Origin of the sequence: Psychrobacillus glaciei, from assembly GCF_008973485.1 — a bacterium.
Classification (GTDB): domain Bacteria; phylum Bacillota; class Bacilli; order Bacillales_A; family Planococcaceae; genus Psychrobacillus; species Psychrobacillus glaciei.
Window position 1 is genome coordinate 303016 of record NZ_CP031223.1, and the last position, 16537, is coordinate 319552.

Consider the following 16537-nt stretch of genomic DNA (forward strand, 5'->3'; position numbering starts at 1 on the left):
CAGCATTCTTTTTAGGGTGCTGCTTTCTCGGTATAGGGGAGTTTTTACAGATGAAGCAGGAAAAAGCAATCATTGTATTTAGTGGAGGTCAGGACAGCACGACTTGTCTGTTCTGGGCAAAAGAACGTTTTAAAGAGATTGAGGCAGTGACTTTTGATTATGGTCAAAGACACAGCCTTGAAATTGAATGTGCGAAGGAGATAGCAAAGGAACTCGGTATCAAGCATCATATTCTTGATATGTCGCTTCTAAACCAACTTGCACCGAACGCATTAACAAGAGAAGACATAAAGGTAGAAGACGGTGAAGAAGGTGAGCTTCCATCGACTTTTGTTCCTGGACGAAATCTGCTCTTTCTTTCATTTGCTGGAGTTTTAGCGAGCCAAGTAGGAGCTAAGCATATCGTGACTGGAGTTTGTGAAACGGATTTTAGCGGATATCCGGATTGTCGAGATATTTTTATTAAATCATTGAACGTAACATTAAATTTATCTATGGATGATACTTTTGTTCTTGATACACCGCTAATGTGGTTGAACAAGGCACAAACATGGGAACTTGCCGATCAGCTTGGTGCGCTTGAATTTGTTCGAGAAAGAACGTTGACCTGCTATAACGGGGTAATTGCAGATGGCTGTGGGGAGTGCCCAGCTTGTAAGCTGCGCAAAAAAGGGCTTGATGAGTATTTAAGCTTCAAGAAGGAGTCCTAAGGCATGTCTGAATTTAGAATTGTCGATAAGCTCCAAAAAATAGATGAAGATATTCAAAAGGGTCAATTGAAATATCATTCAAAGCGTGTTCTTGTGAGCAAGGAATTTACCTTTGATGCTGCCCATCATTTACATAACTATGAGGGAAAATGTAAAAACCTTCATGGCCATACGTACCGTGCCGTTTTAGGTTTGAGTGGATACACGGATGAGCGCGGCTTGATGATTGATTTTGGCGATATAAAAGAAATATGGAAACAAAAAATAGAGATTTATTTGGATCATCGTTATTTAAATGAAACCCTTCCACCGATGAATACGACGGCAGAGAACATTGTTGTCTGGATCTACGAGAAGTTGGTGGAAGCCTTGCTTGAGGAAAAACGATATAACGGGGCACGTGTAGAATTTATCCAACTGTATGAAACTCCTACAAGTTATGCTGAAGCAAGACGGGAGTGGCTGGAAGTTGAGTAAAGTACCCGTTATGGAGATCTTTGGACCTACGATTCAAGGTGAGGGGATGGTAGTGGGCCAGAAGACAATGTTTGTGCGGACTGCCGGCTGTGACTATTCCTGTTCCTGGTGTGATTCATCGTTTACATGGGATGGCAGTGGCAAGCATCTTATTGTACAAATGACAGCAGAAGAGATTTGGTCCGAGTTGAAACGTATTGGAGGCAGTGGCTTTTCATTTGTTACAATTTCGGGTGGAAATCCTGCACTCCTTCGAAATTTGGAATCACTCATTGCCATTTTAAAAGAAAACGATATTAAGATCGGAGTCGAGACACAGGGAAGCAAATGGCAGGAATGGCTGTACGAGATTGATGAACTTACCATTTCACCAAAGCCTCCTAGTTCTGGAATGACCACGGACTTTTCTGTGCTCTCTGATCTCCTCGGAAAACTTAAAAATCGAAATAGCGAGCAGCATATATCCCTTAAAATAGTCGTTTTCAACCAAGGCGATTATGATTATGCGAAACAAGTTCACCTTCGATACCCGGCGATTCCTTTTTATCTCCAGGTCGGTAATGATAACATCACAACAACAGACAATCCACGACTTATCGGTCATTTATTGGAGAAGTACGAAGCGTTGATCGACAAGGTCATTACGGATGATGAATTAAGAGATGTTAAAGTACTTCCACAGTTACATGCCCTTGTATGGGGAAATAAAAGAGGAGTATAGTAGATAGCCACAAAACTATGTATCAATTTAATTGAGGAGCAACATCATGAGAATACTATTCTATTTAATATCTATTGTCACCGCTAATGTGGTAACGGCAGCATTTGCACCATTACATCTTGGAATGTTTATCATTCCTATGGGAACTCTTCTGATCGGAGCGACTTTTATTCTCCGAGATCTTGTGCAAAATAAATACGGGAGAGCAAAAACATACTTGTTTATTATTACAGCTTTGGCATTATCCGCGTTAGTTTCATTCATACTTGGGGATACATTACTAATTGTGGTGGCATCGACACTTTCATTTGTTGTCTCTGAAACAGCTGACACAGAGATCTATACACGATTGAAACTACCGATGGCTTGGCGTGTTTTCTACAGTGGAATAGTGGGAGGATTTTTTGATTCTGTTATTTTCGTCATAATCGGCTTAAGTCCTCTAGGAGCTAATATATTGCCTTGGGAAGCTGTACCAGCAGCTATTTTGGGACAGATTATCGTGAAAACTATTATTCAAATGTTCGGTGCACTGATTTGGAATCAAGTTCATGGAATGAAAGTAAAACGTCTTATTACAGAATAATTGTATGAAAAAGACCTATTCACATTGTTGAATAGGTCTCTTCATATTGAACTCGAAAAATGTCTAACATAAAGTCAGATCAGTATTAGATCTCTCCCAAAACACCTTTAACTAATTCAACAAATTTAACTCTTACCTTACCAGCAACTTCAATTACTTCGTCGTGATTTAATGGCTGATCTAATATTCCACATGCCATATTCGTTAAACAAGAAATACCAAGTACTTTCATATTTGCATGAGTCGCTACAATAGCTTCTGGTACTGTCGACATACCTACAGCGTCCGCTCCTAATATGCGAATCATGCGGATTTCAGCAGGAGATTCGTAGGCAGGTCCACTCCACCAAGCATAAACACCTTGTTGCAATTGAATGTTTTGTTCGGTAGCTATTTTAGTTGCAATATTACGCAGATCCTTGTTATACACTTGTGATAGATCAGGGAAACGAGTTCCTAATTCGTTATTATTTGGTCCCATTAACGGATTGGTTCCAACTAAATTAAGATGATCCGTAATTAACATTAAATCTCCAGGGTTAAAGCTTGTATTAACTGCGCCACAAGCGTTTGTAATAATTAAATTCTCTATACCTAGTGCTTTCATTACACGAACTGGAAAGGTTACTTCATCTAATGTATACCCTTCATAATAATGAAAACGACCTTTCATAGCCGCTACGATTTTGCCATTTAACTCTCCAATAACTAGTTCGTTCGCGTGACCAATCGCTTCTGATTTGGCAAAGTGAGGAATTGCGCTATATGGAATTTGGACAGGGTTCTTAATTTCATCCGCAAGTGTTCCTAAACCTGAACCAAGAATTAGTCCTATCACAGGGCGGTGATCTGTTTTACTCATAATAAAATCTTTAGCTTCTAAAATGTCTTGGATGTTGTGCATTAATAATTCCTCCTTGAAACGTAAAAAACATGTTACCAATAAAATTTTACGGGAAGGAAGGACTATTGTAAAGAAAGCTACATAAATAACCCTCCATTCAAGTGTTGCCGATTGGAGGGCTTCTATTGTAATTCTGATTACTTTATTTATTTGAAAAGGCTCAATTGCCAACCATTTTCTTACTTAATTCCACTTGTTCGTTGATCAGTTTGATAGCACATCCAGCCAGAATATGAACTGATATCCCGAAAATCGAATGCAGAAGCAGATTACCTGGCAACACAAGCACTGAATGACATTGAAATTACAACAACTAGTGAGATAGTAAAGGGTTAGGAAAACGATAGCGGGTCGTATTAGTGAGCTGTAAATAGTATGCAATAAAAAAGTTTTACTCGTAACATAAAAGGCATGTGATTCCAAATAGAATACATGCCTTTTATGTAGATCAAATAGTTTAAACGCAAAATCGTAAGTTAGTTATTCGGCTTCTTCCTTATAAATAAAATAATCGAAATCAGCATGACAACTTTGCCCGGATGTATCTTGGCACTGCATGCCGACGAATGCTCCAGTAAAGAAACCGCCACCATGAATATAGTCATCCGAAAGCTTATATGAATCGAATTGGATAGGAATTACTGTCCAATTATCACCATCGAACGAATAAGAATATTCGTAAATAGTTGTTTGCACGTCTACCTTGAGATAAACATATTCAATATCATTAGCGATGACAATTTCTTTCCCTTGAAGAGGTTGATCAAAACTAAAGTTATCACAAGTGGTGAGTTCTAGGATTTTTCCTTTCTCCTCATGCCAGGAAATCTGAAATGCTGTCCAGTTTTCGGTATTATAATAGTTGACCAGTCCTGCAGATTGCTGGAAAGAGTTTGGATTGAAAGCTACTTTTGTCTCAGCTGTAAAGTTAAAATGCTGCCAACGTCTCGCTACAAAAGCTTGTGTGAATTTTGAAGTCAAGGATTCCTTACCGTATAGACGCAGATGGCCAGGATTGTCTTTCAAAGAAATAATATCTTCACCAAGTGGGATACGTAACGATTGAAAGTGATTATTTAATGTGTCGATTTCAAAATCATCTTTCTCCTTATAATCTTTTTCCCATTTAACTTCTTTGATAGAAGGTCCTTCTATTTCAAGAGATGGTCCGTTACCGTTAACAACATATGGCCAGTCGTCTTTCCACTCAATTCTTTGAATGGCCGTTTCCCTTCCAAGCGGGCAATATCCTCGAGCTTCCAATATCGGTTGGTTTTTTCTTGGTAATGGTCGTCCTGTTAGGTGTACTAAAAACCACTCATTTGTATGTGTGTGGACAAGAGAAGCATGACCAGATTTTTGGAGCGGACTTCTTGGATATGGCCATGATGTGATCAATGGATTTTCTGGATGTACTTCATATGGTCCCCGTAGATTCTTTGATCGAGCAATAGTTGCTGCGTGATCGTATTTTGTTCCACCCTCTGCTGTTAATAAGTAATAGTAACCATTGATTTTATAAATATGTGGTGCTTCAACTAATTTAATATCCGTTCCTTTAAAAATAATATTGGATTCGCCGACAAGTTTTTGTTCTTCCACGCTAAACTCCTGAAGAGCAATTCCATAAAAATTATGGTGATTAAAGCGATGATCCCAATACATGTTTACCAAAAATTTTTTTCCTGATTCATCATGATAGAGAGATGGATCGAAACCAGAACTGTTTAAATAAGTACGCTCAGACCATTCGCCATCGATTGTTTCACAAGTGACAAGGTAATTATGACAATCTTTCCATTGCCCCTCCGTTACCTTGACATCCGTATAGATTAGCCAGAACTTACCATCACTATAAGACAGATGAGGTGCCCAAACACCACCTGAATTTGGATTTCCCATCATATTCAATTGGCTAATGCGATTAAGAGGTCTTGAAACCAATCGCCAATTTTTTAAATCCTTTGAATGATAGATACCAACACCCGGGAACCATTCAAATGTAGAAACTGCAATATAATAGTCTTCCCCTACACGGCAAATACATGGATCTGGATTGAATCCTGGTAAAATTGGATTGCGAATGATTGTCAATTTTCTTCACCCTTTACAGTATTATTGCTTTTTTCATCAAATAAGCAGTCTTCATTTAAATTAATGTTAGTGCTTTCAAAGATGGTGAGAGATTACTTACAATTGCAGGAATACTAAACAAATAACTCCCTAAATTAGTATTTATTGCAATGTAATAATACTTATAACACTAGTAAATTAGATTGGCAAGTTAATAATATTCAAATAATTCATACTTCAATCTATAAAACTCACGGTGAAGTGAGCTATTCATTAGAGAAATATTAATAATTAGAAATCACCATTTTGTTGAATACTATCACTCAAAAAGCTTTCAATTGAAAAAGCTGCGACACCTAAAGCAGTCGAACGTGTAGACAACTCGGAAAAATCAATTTGTAAATCATTTTGCTGGAACCACAGAGCCTGACTAGCAATTCTATTATTCAATGGTTCCTCGAGCCACTTTTTAGAGAAGGCCAATCGATTGCCAATAATTACTTGTTGCGGGTTGAAGATGTTAATAATGTTATTTATCCCGATACCTAAATAGTCACCCGTTTGCTCGAATAGTGTAATCACATCTTTATTGCCATTTTCAGCGAGAATTAATAAACTTTCTAAATCGACTTCCTTGTAAGTAGATAGAGGAATATCTAGCGTTTCTGCCTTATGAATTAGTGCTTGCTCCGAAGCATATAATTCCCAACAACCTTCGTTTCCACAACGACATCTAGAACCATTAGCTTGAATGGTCATGTGACCAAGTTCACCTGAAAAACCATTGGAGCCTTTATACAAAGAACCATTGAGAATGAGCCCGACGCCTATCCCAACACCAGCACTTACATAAATAACGTTGTCAAAATCCTTCCCTGCTCCAAATTCTTTCTCCCCGTATGCACCTGCATTTGCTTCATTTTCAATGATGATTGGAAGATTGTATTTAGTATGTAGTGTCGCCTTTAAATTTACGTTCTTCCAGTTTAAATTTGGAGCTAGTAGCACATTGCCGTTTTTATCAACTATACCTGGTACTCCAACTCCGATTCCAATGATACCGTGAGGACTGGAGGGAGCAGACGAAATGAGAAAATCGATTGCGTTAAACAGTTGTTCCTCCATTTCTTTGTAAGAAAGATTTTTGAAGGTTATTTCTTTTTCTTCATAAATATTCCCTTTTAAGTCTGTCAGGACGCCGAGTAAATAATTAACTCCTAAATCGATTCCAATCGAATAACCGGCTTTTTCATTAAATAACAACATAACGGGTCTTCTCCCTCCACTTGATTCGCCGGGACCGGACTCGTAGATTAAGTGTTCTTCCAGTAAATCATTCACTAAGGATGAAACGGTTCCTTTGTTTAATCCCGTTTGACTTGCGACGGAGGCTCTTGAAATAGGAGAGTTATTTTTAATTTTATCTAAAACTAAGGATTTATTGCCCTTTTTTACGACATGATGATTCCAAGTTTGATTTGCTTCCATCTTCATAATATTCAGCTCTTTCTCTTTTTTTTCATTCTAACAAATAAAACATGATTAGCAATCCTTTCTTGTTTAGCTAGTTTAGATAGATGACATACTTTTCTTTAATTTATTATGTCGGAAATTGTTATTTTTTAGATAAAATGAGTGCTTATAGTCTCGTCTCGTAGTCGATAAAAAACTTTGTTCATCCACTAGACTAACAACTAGTCGTTTGATATAATGAAAACGCATACAACATTCAGAATATTGTTGTAATTAAAAATTGGGGTGGGGGAGAATAATGAAGGGGATTAAGAGAACGATTACAATTCTATTATTTGCTTCTGTTTTTTATTTACTAGCAGGTTGTTCGGATTCAAATGGTTCATCAAATGCAAGTGGAGACAAGGAAATAAAATTCATGCATTTATGGCCTGAAGGAAGCTCCAAACAGCATTATGATGTTGTAAAAGAAATTATTGCCGATTACGAAAAAGAACACAAAGGCGTAAAAGTTGATCTAGAAGTCTTAAGTAATGAGCAATATAAAGATAAATTAAGAGTGTTGTCCACGTCGAAAGAACTTCCTGATGTGGGGATGACTTGGGCGGCAGGATTTTTGGAGCCATATGTAGGGGGAAATATGTTTGCTCCATTAGATGATGTAATTAAAGAAAAATTAAGTGATAGTTTTGTACCAGGAACTGTAGAAGCATATGCAAAGGATGGGAAAACATATGGGCTTCCACTAGAGTTGAACATCGTGACACTATATTATAATAAGGCGATGTTTGAGAAACATAATTTAGAAGCACCAAAAACGTTTGAAGAATTGGAAAATGTCGTTAAAGCATTTAAAAAAGATGGGATTCAGCCTATTGCATTAGGTAATAAAGATGCTTGGACAGGATCATTATGGTATATGTACCTTGCAGACCGAATTGGTGGAGCCGATGTTCTTAACAAAGCAATTGATAGAACAGGTACTTTTGAAGATCCAGCACTGATTGAAGCAGCAAAAAAAGTGCAAGATCTTGTAGATATGGGTGCGTTTGTTAATGGTTTTAACGGCCTTGCAGATGAAGAAGCAAAAAGCATGTTTATGAGTGAGCAAGCACCAATGTATTTAATCGCAACTTGGGATTTACCGAATTACACAACAAACGAAAGCGTTCCAAAAGAATTTAGGGATTCTGTAGCGTATCTTAAATTTCCAACTGTAAATGGCAAGGGAGATATGAACAGTTTCGTTGGAGGACCTGGTGTCGGATTATTTGTTGCAGAGGATTCTAAAGTGAAAAAAGAAGCAAAAGAATTCGCAGCATTTTTTGTGAAGGAATGGGGAGAGAAAGCTGTTAGTGAAGCTGGTGTAATACCTGCAACAAAAGTAAAAGCAGACTCTTTAGATCTTCCAAAAATGTATATCGATATATTGAATGAGTTAAATCAAGCAAGTAATATTACATTATTTGCAGATGTTCAAATGAGTCCAGATGTAGCACAAGTGCATCTAGATTCCATTCAAGCCCTTTTTGGAAAAGAAATGACACCGGAACAATTCGCTAAAGCACATGAAGATGCTCTTTCGAAAAGTAAATAACAAGCTTCAATAAGTAAAGTTAAAAATAGGGGACTTATCCTTAATTTTGGATAGTCCTCTTCTACCTTCTAAGATAGGGGTTGAATGTAATGAACAAAGTTATGTCTAATAAGCTGTTAATAGCATTATATATTTCCCCAGCCCTTGTATTGGTTACCGTGTTAATATTCATTCCGTTAATCCTTTCAGGGTACTATGGATTAATGGATTGGGACGGTATTGGTGCGAAGACATTTATTGGAATAGAAAATTATATGAATGGAATCAAAGATATTAAATTTTGGAACAGTGCCTATCATTCATTTTTATTAGCAATATTTTCGACACTAAGCCTAGCGATTTATCTAGTCATTTCTTTTATATTAGCTTCCAAAATAAAAGGAGCGGATTTACTAAGGAAAATATATTTAATTCCAATGCTATTATCTTCGGTTGCAATTGCGCAGCTTTGGATAAAAGTGTATAACCCATCAAACGGAATTTTAAATGTGTTTCTTACTAAAATAGGCGTTCATAATCCTCCAGCATGGTTGGCAGATTCCTCTCTTGTCCTATTTGCAATTTTCATCCCGATCTTATGGCAATATGCTGGATTTTATATATTAATTTATTATGCTGCATTGAAAAACATCCCTGAGTCACTAATTGAGGCAGCAAAAATTGATGGTGCATCTGCTTTCCAAATTGCAACTAAAATAAAGTTGCCTTTAATTAAAGAAGTAGTAAGCGTGACCGTCGTATTAGCGATTGTTGGATCGTTAAAATATTTCGATCTTATTTATGTGATGACTGCCGGTGGACCAAATGGAGCAAGTGAAGTTATGGCATCTTACATGTATAAGTTAGCTTTTTCAAGTTATAAGTTTGGATACGGAAGTGCAATTGGTTTCTTATTGTTATTGATTACTTTAATCGTAACATTTGTAGTTCGCAAATTAACTACATCTAAAGAGAAAATAGAGTATTAGAAAGGGGTTTGTTTAATGAAGCGAATAGGTTATTTTTTTCTTTATTTCTCTCTGGTGGTCGTAGCGTTATTTCAAATCGTTCCGCTAATATGGCTTTTCATTTTCTCATTGAAAGATAACCGAGAAATATTTGCGGGATCTCCATTTGCGTTACCATCAGAATTTAGATGGGAGAACTACCAAAAGGTTTGGGACGGTGGAATCGGAGTTTATTTTTTCAATAGTGTTTGGATTACTGCCCTAGCAATATTCTTAACCGTATTGTTCGCAAGTATGGCAACTTTCGCTATCACTAGAATGAAATGGAAACTTAGCGGATTTGTGTTAAGCGTATTTATCATCGGTTTAATGATTCCAATTCATTCGGCCTTAATCCCGCTGTACAGTATGTTTTTAAGCGTCCATTTAATTAATAACCCGCTAGGTGTTGTTATTACATATACTGCATATAATTTACCGATTACTATGATGATTTTACTAGGGTTTTATTACACCCTACCACGTGAAATTGAAGAAGCCGCGGTTATCGATGGTTGTTCAGTCCATCGAATGTTTTTTCAAATAATTCTACCCATGACAATTCCAGTTATGTCTACTACTGTCGTAATCAATATGATTTATAATTGGAATGAATTCGTCTTTGTCAATACATTCATAAGTTCTGAAAAATATAAAACACTAACTGTGGGTATCCAAAACTTTATCGGTCAATACATGACGGATTGGGGAGCAATTGGAGCCACGTTAATCATTAGTGTATTACCGATTATCATTGCATTTATATTCTTTAGCAATAAAGTGGTGGAAGGAATATCCGCTAGTGCGGTTAAAGGTTGATATGAACACTGCAAAACGAAAAAGCTTCGTACAATAGGGAATCAAAACCCTAATTGTGTGAAGCTTTTTTAGAGCAAAGTCCGTCCAAAGCTCTCCAGAAACGAAAGAAAATAGGTTCTGCGCTTAAAGGACGTTTGCACTTTTCTTATTTAGCTTCTTGAAGACGTGTAGACTTAACCACATCGTGATAAATGCGTAGGAACTTCCACCAAATATAAATGCTAGTGCAGGAAAAGCCCGCATTAAGAAAAAGAGAGGTACTAAGCACAGGATGATTAATAAGCTATTGACTGGACTTATTAACATAAATAAAAAAGAATTTTTAATAACTTGTAGTACTTTTAAATCGTAATGTACAAATGCTGGAAATAGATAAAATAAAAACATCGTGAATAATAACATAAATGCAAATAATGGAATGTATGTCCAGGTTAGAAGTTCATTATTATTAGCTTGAATATAATAAATGTCCATTACAACAAAAAAGACTATAACCGCAATAAATAATCCTAAGATATTGCTTTTTATGAAGTCTTTTCGATAATGCTCCCAAAATGATTTTAATAATGGCTTATCCGTGTTCCCTGTTAACCATTCTCGAGAAATGGCAAACATAGCAACTGTAGCTGGAAATATGCCGAAAATCATGCCGCCAACAAGCGAAAAGAGAATCCATAATAAATTTAAATACGCAAATCTTGTAATCCATTCCAACGCATTATATATAAAGCTAGGAGTAGAAATCATTGACAATCACCCTTTCTATTAATTATATTCAAGCACCTGATTCAGTTGTTTTAATGGAAAATAAAAGAGCAATTATTAAAAGCATACACCTTATTTATGATGAAAACATCATAATTATTGGCTTTCCTAAAACTTTGTTTGATTGATATACAAACTAATGAATTATGTTATAATTTAAAATGTAAGCCTTTTCACTAGCTGTTCATTTATAATTCGAAAATATCTAGGGGGTATATATCGTGAATTATTTTCAGAATATTAAAAGAATTGAATTTGAAGGAGCAACTTCAACAAATCCATTTGCGTTTAAATTTTATAATCCCAATGAAAAAATAGGGGATAAAACAATGGAAGATATTTTACGATATGCGGTCTCTTATTGGCATACATTTACAATGGATGGTTCAGATCCGTTTGGTGTAGGCACTATGAATCGTCCATGGAATAAATATAATGGGATGGATTTAGCGAAGGCGCGTGTAGATGCTTCATTTGAATTTTACGAAAAAATGGATGTACCATTTTTCTGTTTTCATGATGTCGATATAGCACCTGAAGGAAGTAGTTTAAGAGAGACGAACCAAAATTTAGATTCAATTGTAAGCATGATCAAAGACTATATGAAAGATAGTAAAGCAAAATTACTTTGGAATACAGCTAATAACTTTACTCATCCACGTTTTGTTCATGGTGCTGCTACTTCTAGTAATGCAGATGTTTTTGCTTATTCTGCGGCTAAGGTGAAAAAGGGATTAGAAGTTGGTAAGGAATTGGGAGCTCAAAACTACGTGTTTTGGGGTGGTCGAGAAGGCTATGAAACTCTTTTAAATACAAATATGAAGCTAGAATTGGATAACTTATCTCGTTTCTATCATATGGCGGTTGACTATGCAAAAGAAATTGGATTTAATGCTCAATTCTTAATTGAACCTAAGCCGAAAGAGCCTTCCACACATCAGTATGATTATGATGTAGCTACCGCCCATGCATTTTTGCAAAGTTATGGTCTTGAAGATCATTTCAAATTCAATATTGAAGCAAATCATGCAACATTGGCTGGTCATACATTCGAACATGAGCTCCATTATGCACGTATTAATAATATGTTGGGTTCAGTTGATGCAAACCAAGGTAATCTGCTACTTGGATGGGATACAGATGAGTTTCCGACAGATTTATGGACAACAACACTTGCTATGTATGAAATTCTTAAGAACGGAGGACTTGGCAAAGGTGGTTTGAACTTTGATGCGAAGGTAAGAAGATCGTCATTCGAGCCAGAAGATTTGTTCCTTGCACATATTGCGGGAATGGATGCTTTTGCAGTTGGTTTAAGAGTGGCGCAAAATTTAATTGATGATAAAGTTCTGGAAAATATAATCAAGGATCGTTACAAAACATACGCAGAAGGTATTGGGCTGGATATTGTGGAAGGAAAAACAGATTTTCACAAATTAGAAGCGTATGCACTAGGTTTATCGGATATTAAACAGACTTCGGGTCGTTTAGAACAAATAAAAGCTACAATTAATCAATATTTATTACAAGCTTTTGCTAATTAATTAATCTTTGTAATGGTAGGAGAGCTGTCGCTATGAAGTATGTAATTGGGGTGGACTTAGGAACAAGTGCTGTTAAGATATTACTCGTTAACCAACATGGGGATGTAGTTTTAAGTGTATCGAAACCCTATCCGATAATTAATGAAAAAACGGGTTATAGTGAACAAAATCCGAAAGACTGGGTGGAGCAAACAACGACAGGGCTGTTTGAACTCTTAAAGGGTTTCGATGGGAATATAGAAGCGATTGAAGGAATCAGCTTTTCAGGGCAAATGCATGGCCTCGTACTACTTGATGAAAATAATGAAGTACTTCGACCTGCAATCCTTTGGAATGATACAAGAACAACGGCTGAGTGCCAGCGAATTTATGAAGTAGTCGGAGAAAAGCGCCTATTGGATATAACAAAAAATCCGGCATTGGAAGGATTCACTTTACCAAAATTACTTTGGGTTAAAGACCATGAGCCCCAAGTTTTCAGTAAGGTAATTACATTTGTGCTTCCGAAAGATTATTTGCGTTATAAAATTACAGGCAAACTGCAGATGGAATACTCTGACGCAGCTGGAACACTTTTAATGGATGTCAGTAAAAAAGAGTGGAGTACAGAAATCTGTGAGTTACTAGGAATTGAGCCGAGTTGTTGCCCTCCATTAGTTCCTTCCCATTCAGAAGTAGGGAAAATTACTGCCGAATTTGCAGAAGCAACTGGTCTTTCAAAATCAACCCGCATATTTGCTGGAGGTGCTGACAACGCTTGTGGTGCAATTGGATCAGGGATTTTAGAAGATGGAAAAACTCTTTGCAGTATTGGAACGTCTGGTGTTGTTTTATCATATGAAGCAAGTGATGACAAAGATTTTGGTGGGAAGGTACATTACTTTAACCACGGAGCTCCGAATTCATTTTACACAATGGGTGTGACACTAGCGGCTGGTTATAGCTTAACTTGGTTTAAGGATACTTTTGCTAGAGATGAATCTTTCGATCGTTTACTAGCGGATGTAGGGTCTGTCCCTGTTGGATCTAACGGATTATTATTTACTCCTTATTTAGTTGGTGAAAGAACGCCGCATGCAGACGCGTCAATTCGTGCAAGCTTTATTGGCATAGATAGTTCCCACCAACGAAGAGACTTTGTTCGGGCAGTTCTGGAAGGGATTACTTTTTCTTTAAATGAATCTATTCATATATTTCGCGAGAATGGTAAACGGATTGATACGATTGTATCGATTGGCGGTGGTGCATTAAATGACGATTGGCTTCAGATACAAGCAGATATTTTTGATGCAAAAATTATAAGACTTAAAAGTGAACAAGGGCCGGGAATGGGAGCCGCTATGTTAGCAGCCTATGGATGTGGCTGGTTTGATTCGTTAAAGGACTGTGCGAATGAGTTTTTGAAGGAAGATAGACAATTTCAACCAAATAAGAGCAATGTGCAAAAGTATAAAAAGCTGTTTTCTATATATCAAGATGTTTACACTCAAACAAAAGATATGAATAAAAAGCTTTTGGACTTCCGCAAGTAGGCATTGCATATAAGAGTCTCAACTAGCTTAGTTGGGGCTTTTGTTTACACATCTTACATGCTATTCGCAAGATCCGATGCCGCGTACAACATTATCAAGCATATGTGCAATATTTTTTAAATTACCCGCAACATTTCAGAGTATAAGCGCAATATTAATTCGTTTTTGCGCAACATTTTTGTGGATTTACGCAATAAATGAGCGATTCGCAAGATCACTTTCAAATTTGAGCGTGGAATCAGCGTGGATGCGATAGGGTATTCCTTTTACAATTGAAATAACAACAATGTAATTGAACAAATCATAAAATGCAAACAAAGGGAAGTGTGCAAAATGAATTATCGTCAAATTGGTGACACTGATTTAAAGGTAAGTGAGCTTAGCTTTGGTACTTGGGCAATTGGTGGTGCTTGGGGAAGAACAGATGATCAGGAAGCGCTAAAAGCTTTGGATTATGCAATTGGCAATGGGGTAAATTTTTTTGATACGGCCGATGTGTATGGGAATGGTAAGAGTGAGGAACTTTTAGCAGTTGCAACGAAAGGTAAACATGCAGAAGTCCATATTGCTACTAAATTTTGCCGAGCAGGGGATGTACACGATCCCGAAACATATTCAATGGAAGTTGTAACGAAATACTGCGAGGATAGTTTAAGAAGACTGAATCGTGATCAAATTGATTTGTTTCAAGTTCATTGTCCTCCACTCGAAATAATAAAGAATGGTTATGTATTTGAAGTGCTTGATCGATTAAAGAATCAAGGTAAGATACGTTACTATGGTGTAAGTGTAGAAACGGTTGAAGAAGGTTTATTATGTTTGGAACAGCCAAATGTTAGTAGCTTACAAGTAATTTTTAATTTGTTCCGTCAAAAGCCACTAGAAGTATTATTTCCAAAAGCAATGGAAAAAGGTGTTGGAATTCTTGCGCGCGTTCCACTGGCAAGCGGATTATTGACAGGTAAATTTAAAGCTGACGCGCAGTTTGAAGCAGATGATCATCGCCATTTTAATAGAGAAGGAAAAGCATTTAATGTAGGAGAAACTTTTGCTGGTCTAGAATTTGAAACAGGAGTGGGACTAAGCAAAAAACTTGCTTGGATTGCTGAAAATAGAGGTAATATGACACGAGCAGCGTTAAAATGGATTCTTGAGCATGATGCGATTTCTTGCGTAATACCTGGTTTCAAAAATGTTGCTCAAGTAGCGGATAATTTGGAAGCGGTAAACACAGAAACTTATACGAAACAAGAAATGCTGCAATTAGCGCAGTTTTATAAAGAAGAAGTGCACAATGAAATCAAAGGTGTTTATTAAGAAATAAAGTAAGGATGGATACCAGGATGAAGAAAATTCGTTGGGGAGTTTTAAGTACAGCAAACATCGCTCAAACGCAACTGATTCCGGCTATAATTCGAGCAGAAAATGCAGAATTACTTGCCATTTCAAGCAGAGGAAGTAAGGTCCATGTGATTGCATCCGCATTAAGTATTCCTAAAGCCTATGAGAGTTATGAGGAATTGCTGGATGATCCAGAGATTGATGCAGTATACATCCCTCTTCCAAACCATTTGCATAAAGAATGGGTTTTTAAAGCATCGATGCAAGGTAAACACGTACTCTGTGAGAAGCCAGTTTCGCTGACATCCACGGAGGCATCTGAAATGGTTCAAACATGCCATGAACAAAATGTACTGTTCATGGAAGGATTCATGTATCAACTGCACCCGCAGCATAAACGTGTGAAAGAGATATTAAACTCTGGAGAAATCGGCAATATTAAGCTAATAAAATCAAGTCATTCCTTTAACTTTGAAGATCGCGACAATGATATTAGGATGAATAAGGACATGGGCGGAGGCAGCCTATACGATGTTGGTTGTTATTCTATTCATGCAATTCGTTATTTATCAGATGCCGAACCAGTTAAAGTGCAGATGAGTGCAGAAATCGATTCTAAAACAGGGGTCGATACGAGTGCATTTGGTTATTTAAAACTAGATAATGGTTGGACTGCTATTTTTGATTGCAGTTTTGACATGACAGGAAGAAATGAATATGAAATTGTTGGTACAAAAGGAACAATCAAAGTTCCTTTTGCTTTTCGTCCTGATTTTAATGGTGGTATAGGTCGGATCATTGTAGAAGGAAATGGAATAAACCGTGAAGAAAAAATCTATGGTGATCTTTATCGGATAGAAGTGGAACATTTTTCAAATGCTATTTTAACAAATTCGATCCCTGAAATCACTGGACTATCTACTATTAATAATATGCGGGTAATAGAAGCATGCTATCAGTCAATCCAAACGGGACAATTCGTAGAAGTGGAATAATGTTATGTTCGGAA

16 protein-coding genes are annotated in these 16537 nt (G+C 36.8%); 12 read left to right on the top strand and 4 right to left on the bottom strand.

Annotated elements, in window-relative coordinates:
* Positions 1–50 precede the first annotated feature (50 nt).
* From queC to PB01_RS01515, 4 genes are read left to right on the top strand one after another with little or no spacing between them, the layout of a single operon-like run.
* The gene (gene queC / locus PB01_RS01500) at positions 51–710 is read left to right on the top strand and encodes a 7-cyano-7-deazaguanine synthase QueC (RefSeq protein WP_151698540.1); all 660 of its coding nucleotides are present in this window, start codon (positions 51–53) and stop codon (positions 708–710) included.
* Positions 711–713: 3 nt separating this feature from the next.
* Positions 714–1187: a 6-carboxytetrahydropterin synthase QueD gene (gene queD, locus PB01_RS01505; protein WP_151698541.1), complete on the top strand. Its 474-nt coding sequence runs from the start codon at positions 714–716 to the stop codon at positions 1185–1187.
* Positions 1180–1908 (top strand): 7-carboxy-7-deazaguanine synthase QueE, encoded by a 729-nt coding sequence (queE, locus tag PB01_RS01510; protein ID WP_151698542.1) that lies wholly within the window; start codon positions 1180–1182, stop codon positions 1906–1908. Before queD ends, queE begins: the two co-directional genes overlap by 8 nt.
* 46 nt (positions 1909–1954) lie before the next feature.
* Positions 1955–2494 (top strand): VUT family protein, encoded by a 540-nt coding sequence (locus PB01_RS01515; protein ID WP_151698543.1) that lies wholly within the window; start codon positions 1955–1957, stop codon positions 2492–2494.
* Between the two features lie 85 nt (positions 2495–2579).
* Here PB01_RS01515 and PB01_RS01520 read toward each other — a convergent pair whose 3' ends face one another.
* From PB01_RS01520 to PB01_RS01530, 3 genes are all read right to left on the bottom strand, one after another.
* Positions 2580–3398, bottom strand: coding sequence for a purine-nucleoside phosphorylase (locus PB01_RS01520; protein ID WP_151698544.1), 819 nt, complete (start codon positions 3396–3398; stop codon positions 2580–2582).
* A 480-nt stretch (positions 3399–3878) separates the two neighbouring features.
* Positions 3879–5492 (bottom strand): glycoside hydrolase family 43 protein, encoded by a 1614-nt coding sequence (locus tag PB01_RS01525; protein WP_151698545.1) that lies wholly within the window; start codon positions 5490–5492, stop codon positions 3879–3881.
* Positions 5493–5762: 270 nt separating this feature from the next.
* A complete protein-coding gene (locus PB01_RS01530; protein WP_151701928.1) occupies positions 5763–6959 on the bottom strand; it encodes an ROK family protein in 1197 nt (398 codons plus the stop codon).
* A 283-nt stretch (positions 6960–7242) separates the two neighbouring features.
* Here PB01_RS01530 and PB01_RS01535 point away from each other — a divergent pair, with 283 nt between their 5' ends.
* The 3 genes from PB01_RS01535 to PB01_RS01545 all read left to right on the top strand — a co-directional run bounded on the left by PB01_RS01535 (position 7243) and on the right by PB01_RS01545 (position 10346).
* A complete protein-coding gene (locus PB01_RS01535; protein WP_151698546.1) occupies positions 7243–8541 on the top strand; it encodes an extracellular solute-binding protein in 1299 nt (432 codons plus the stop codon).
* Positions 8542–8630: 89 nt separating this feature from the next.
* Positions 8631–9509, top strand: a complete 879-nt coding sequence (locus PB01_RS01540) for a carbohydrate ABC transporter permease (protein WP_151698547.1) — start codon at positions 8631–8633, stop codon at positions 9507–9509.
* 15 nt (positions 9510–9524) lie between these two features.
* Positions 9525–10346, top strand: a complete 822-nt coding sequence (locus PB01_RS01545; protein ID WP_151698548.1) for a carbohydrate ABC transporter permease — start codon at positions 9525–9527, stop codon at positions 10344–10346.
* 123 nt (positions 10347–10469) lie between these two features.
* Here the strand turns inward: PB01_RS01545 and PB01_RS01550 are convergent, their stop codons facing one another.
* Complete coding sequence (locus PB01_RS01550; RefSeq protein ID WP_151698549.1) at positions 10470–11093, bottom strand: YesL family protein; 624 nt, start codon at positions 11091–11093, stop codon at positions 10470–10472.
* On the opposite strand from PB01_RS01550, the gene PB01_RS20770 reads away from it, so the two are divergent.
* From PB01_RS20770 to PB01_RS01570, 5 genes are all read left to right on the top strand, one after another.
* Positions 11093–11239: a hypothetical protein gene (locus tag PB01_RS20770; protein ID WP_192797431.1), complete on the top strand. Its 147-nt coding sequence runs from the start codon at positions 11093–11095 to the stop codon at positions 11237–11239. The two genes, PB01_RS01550 and PB01_RS20770, sit on opposite strands and share 1 nt — an antisense overlap.
* 93 nt (positions 11240–11332) lie before the next feature.
* Positions 11333–12655 carry a xylose isomerase gene (gene xylA, locus PB01_RS01555; protein ID WP_151698550.1) on the top strand — a complete coding sequence of 441 codons (1323 nt, stop codon included), beginning with the start codon at positions 11333–11335 and terminating at the stop codon, positions 12653–12655.
* Positions 12656–12687: 32 nt separating this feature from the next.
* Positions 12688–14187, top strand: coding sequence for a xylulokinase (gene xylB / locus PB01_RS01560; RefSeq protein WP_151698551.1), 1500 nt, complete (start codon positions 12688–12690; stop codon positions 14185–14187).
* 333 nt (positions 14188–14520) lie between these two features.
* On the top strand, positions 14521–15504 hold the full coding sequence (locus tag PB01_RS01565) for an aldo/keto reductase (RefSeq protein WP_151698552.1): 984 nt from the start codon (positions 14521–14523) through the stop codon (positions 15502–15504).
* A 26-nt stretch (positions 15505–15530) separates the two neighbouring features.
* Positions 15531–16523 (top strand): Gfo/Idh/MocA family protein, encoded by a 993-nt coding sequence (locus PB01_RS01570; protein WP_151698553.1) that lies wholly within the window; start codon positions 15531–15533, stop codon positions 16521–16523.
* Positions 16524–16537 lie beyond the last annotated feature (14 nt).

Excerpts from the sequence above, each read along its gene's own strand:
- queC (WP_151698540.1), top strand. The coding sequence starts at position 51 with ATGAAGCAGGAAAAAGCAATCATTGTATTTAGTGGAGGTCAGGACAGC.
- queD (WP_151698541.1), top strand. The coding sequence starts at position 714 with ATGTCTGAATTTAGAATTGTCGATAAGCTCCAAAAAATAGATGAAGAT.
- PB01_RS01515 (WP_151698543.1), top strand. The coding sequence starts at position 1,955 with ATGAGAATACTATTCTATTTAATATCTATTGTCACCGCTAATGTGGTA.
- PB01_RS01520 (WP_151698544.1), bottom strand. The coding sequence starts at position 3,398 with ATGCACAACATCCAAGACATTTTAGAAGCTAAAGATTTTATTATGAGT.
- PB01_RS01530 (WP_151701928.1), bottom strand. The coding sequence starts at position 6,959 with ATGGAAGCAAATCAAACTTGGAATCATCATGTCGTAAAAAAGGGCAAT.
- PB01_RS01535 (WP_151698546.1), top strand. The coding sequence starts at position 7,243 with ATGAAGGGGATTAAGAGAACGATTACAATTCTATTATTTGCTTCTGTT.
- PB01_RS01540 (WP_151698547.1), top strand. The coding sequence starts at position 8,631 with ATGAACAAAGTTATGTCTAATAAGCTGTTAATAGCATTATATATTTCC.
- PB01_RS01545 (WP_151698548.1), top strand. The coding sequence starts at position 9,525 with ATGAAGCGAATAGGTTATTTTTTTCTTTATTTCTCTCTGGTGGTCGTA.
- PB01_RS01550 (WP_151698549.1), bottom strand. The coding sequence starts at position 11,093 with ATGATTTCTACTCCTAGCTTTATATATAATGCGTTGGAATGGATTACA.
- xylB (WP_151698551.1), top strand. The coding sequence starts at position 12,688 with ATGAAGTATGTAATTGGGGTGGACTTAGGAACAAGTGCTGTTAAGATA.
- PB01_RS01565 (WP_151698552.1), top strand. The coding sequence starts at position 14,521 with ATGAATTATCGTCAAATTGGTGACACTGATTTAAAGGTAAGTGAGCTT.
- PB01_RS01570 (WP_151698553.1), top strand. The coding sequence starts at position 15,531 with ATGAAGAAAATTCGTTGGGGAGTTTTAAGTACAGCAAACATCGCTCAA.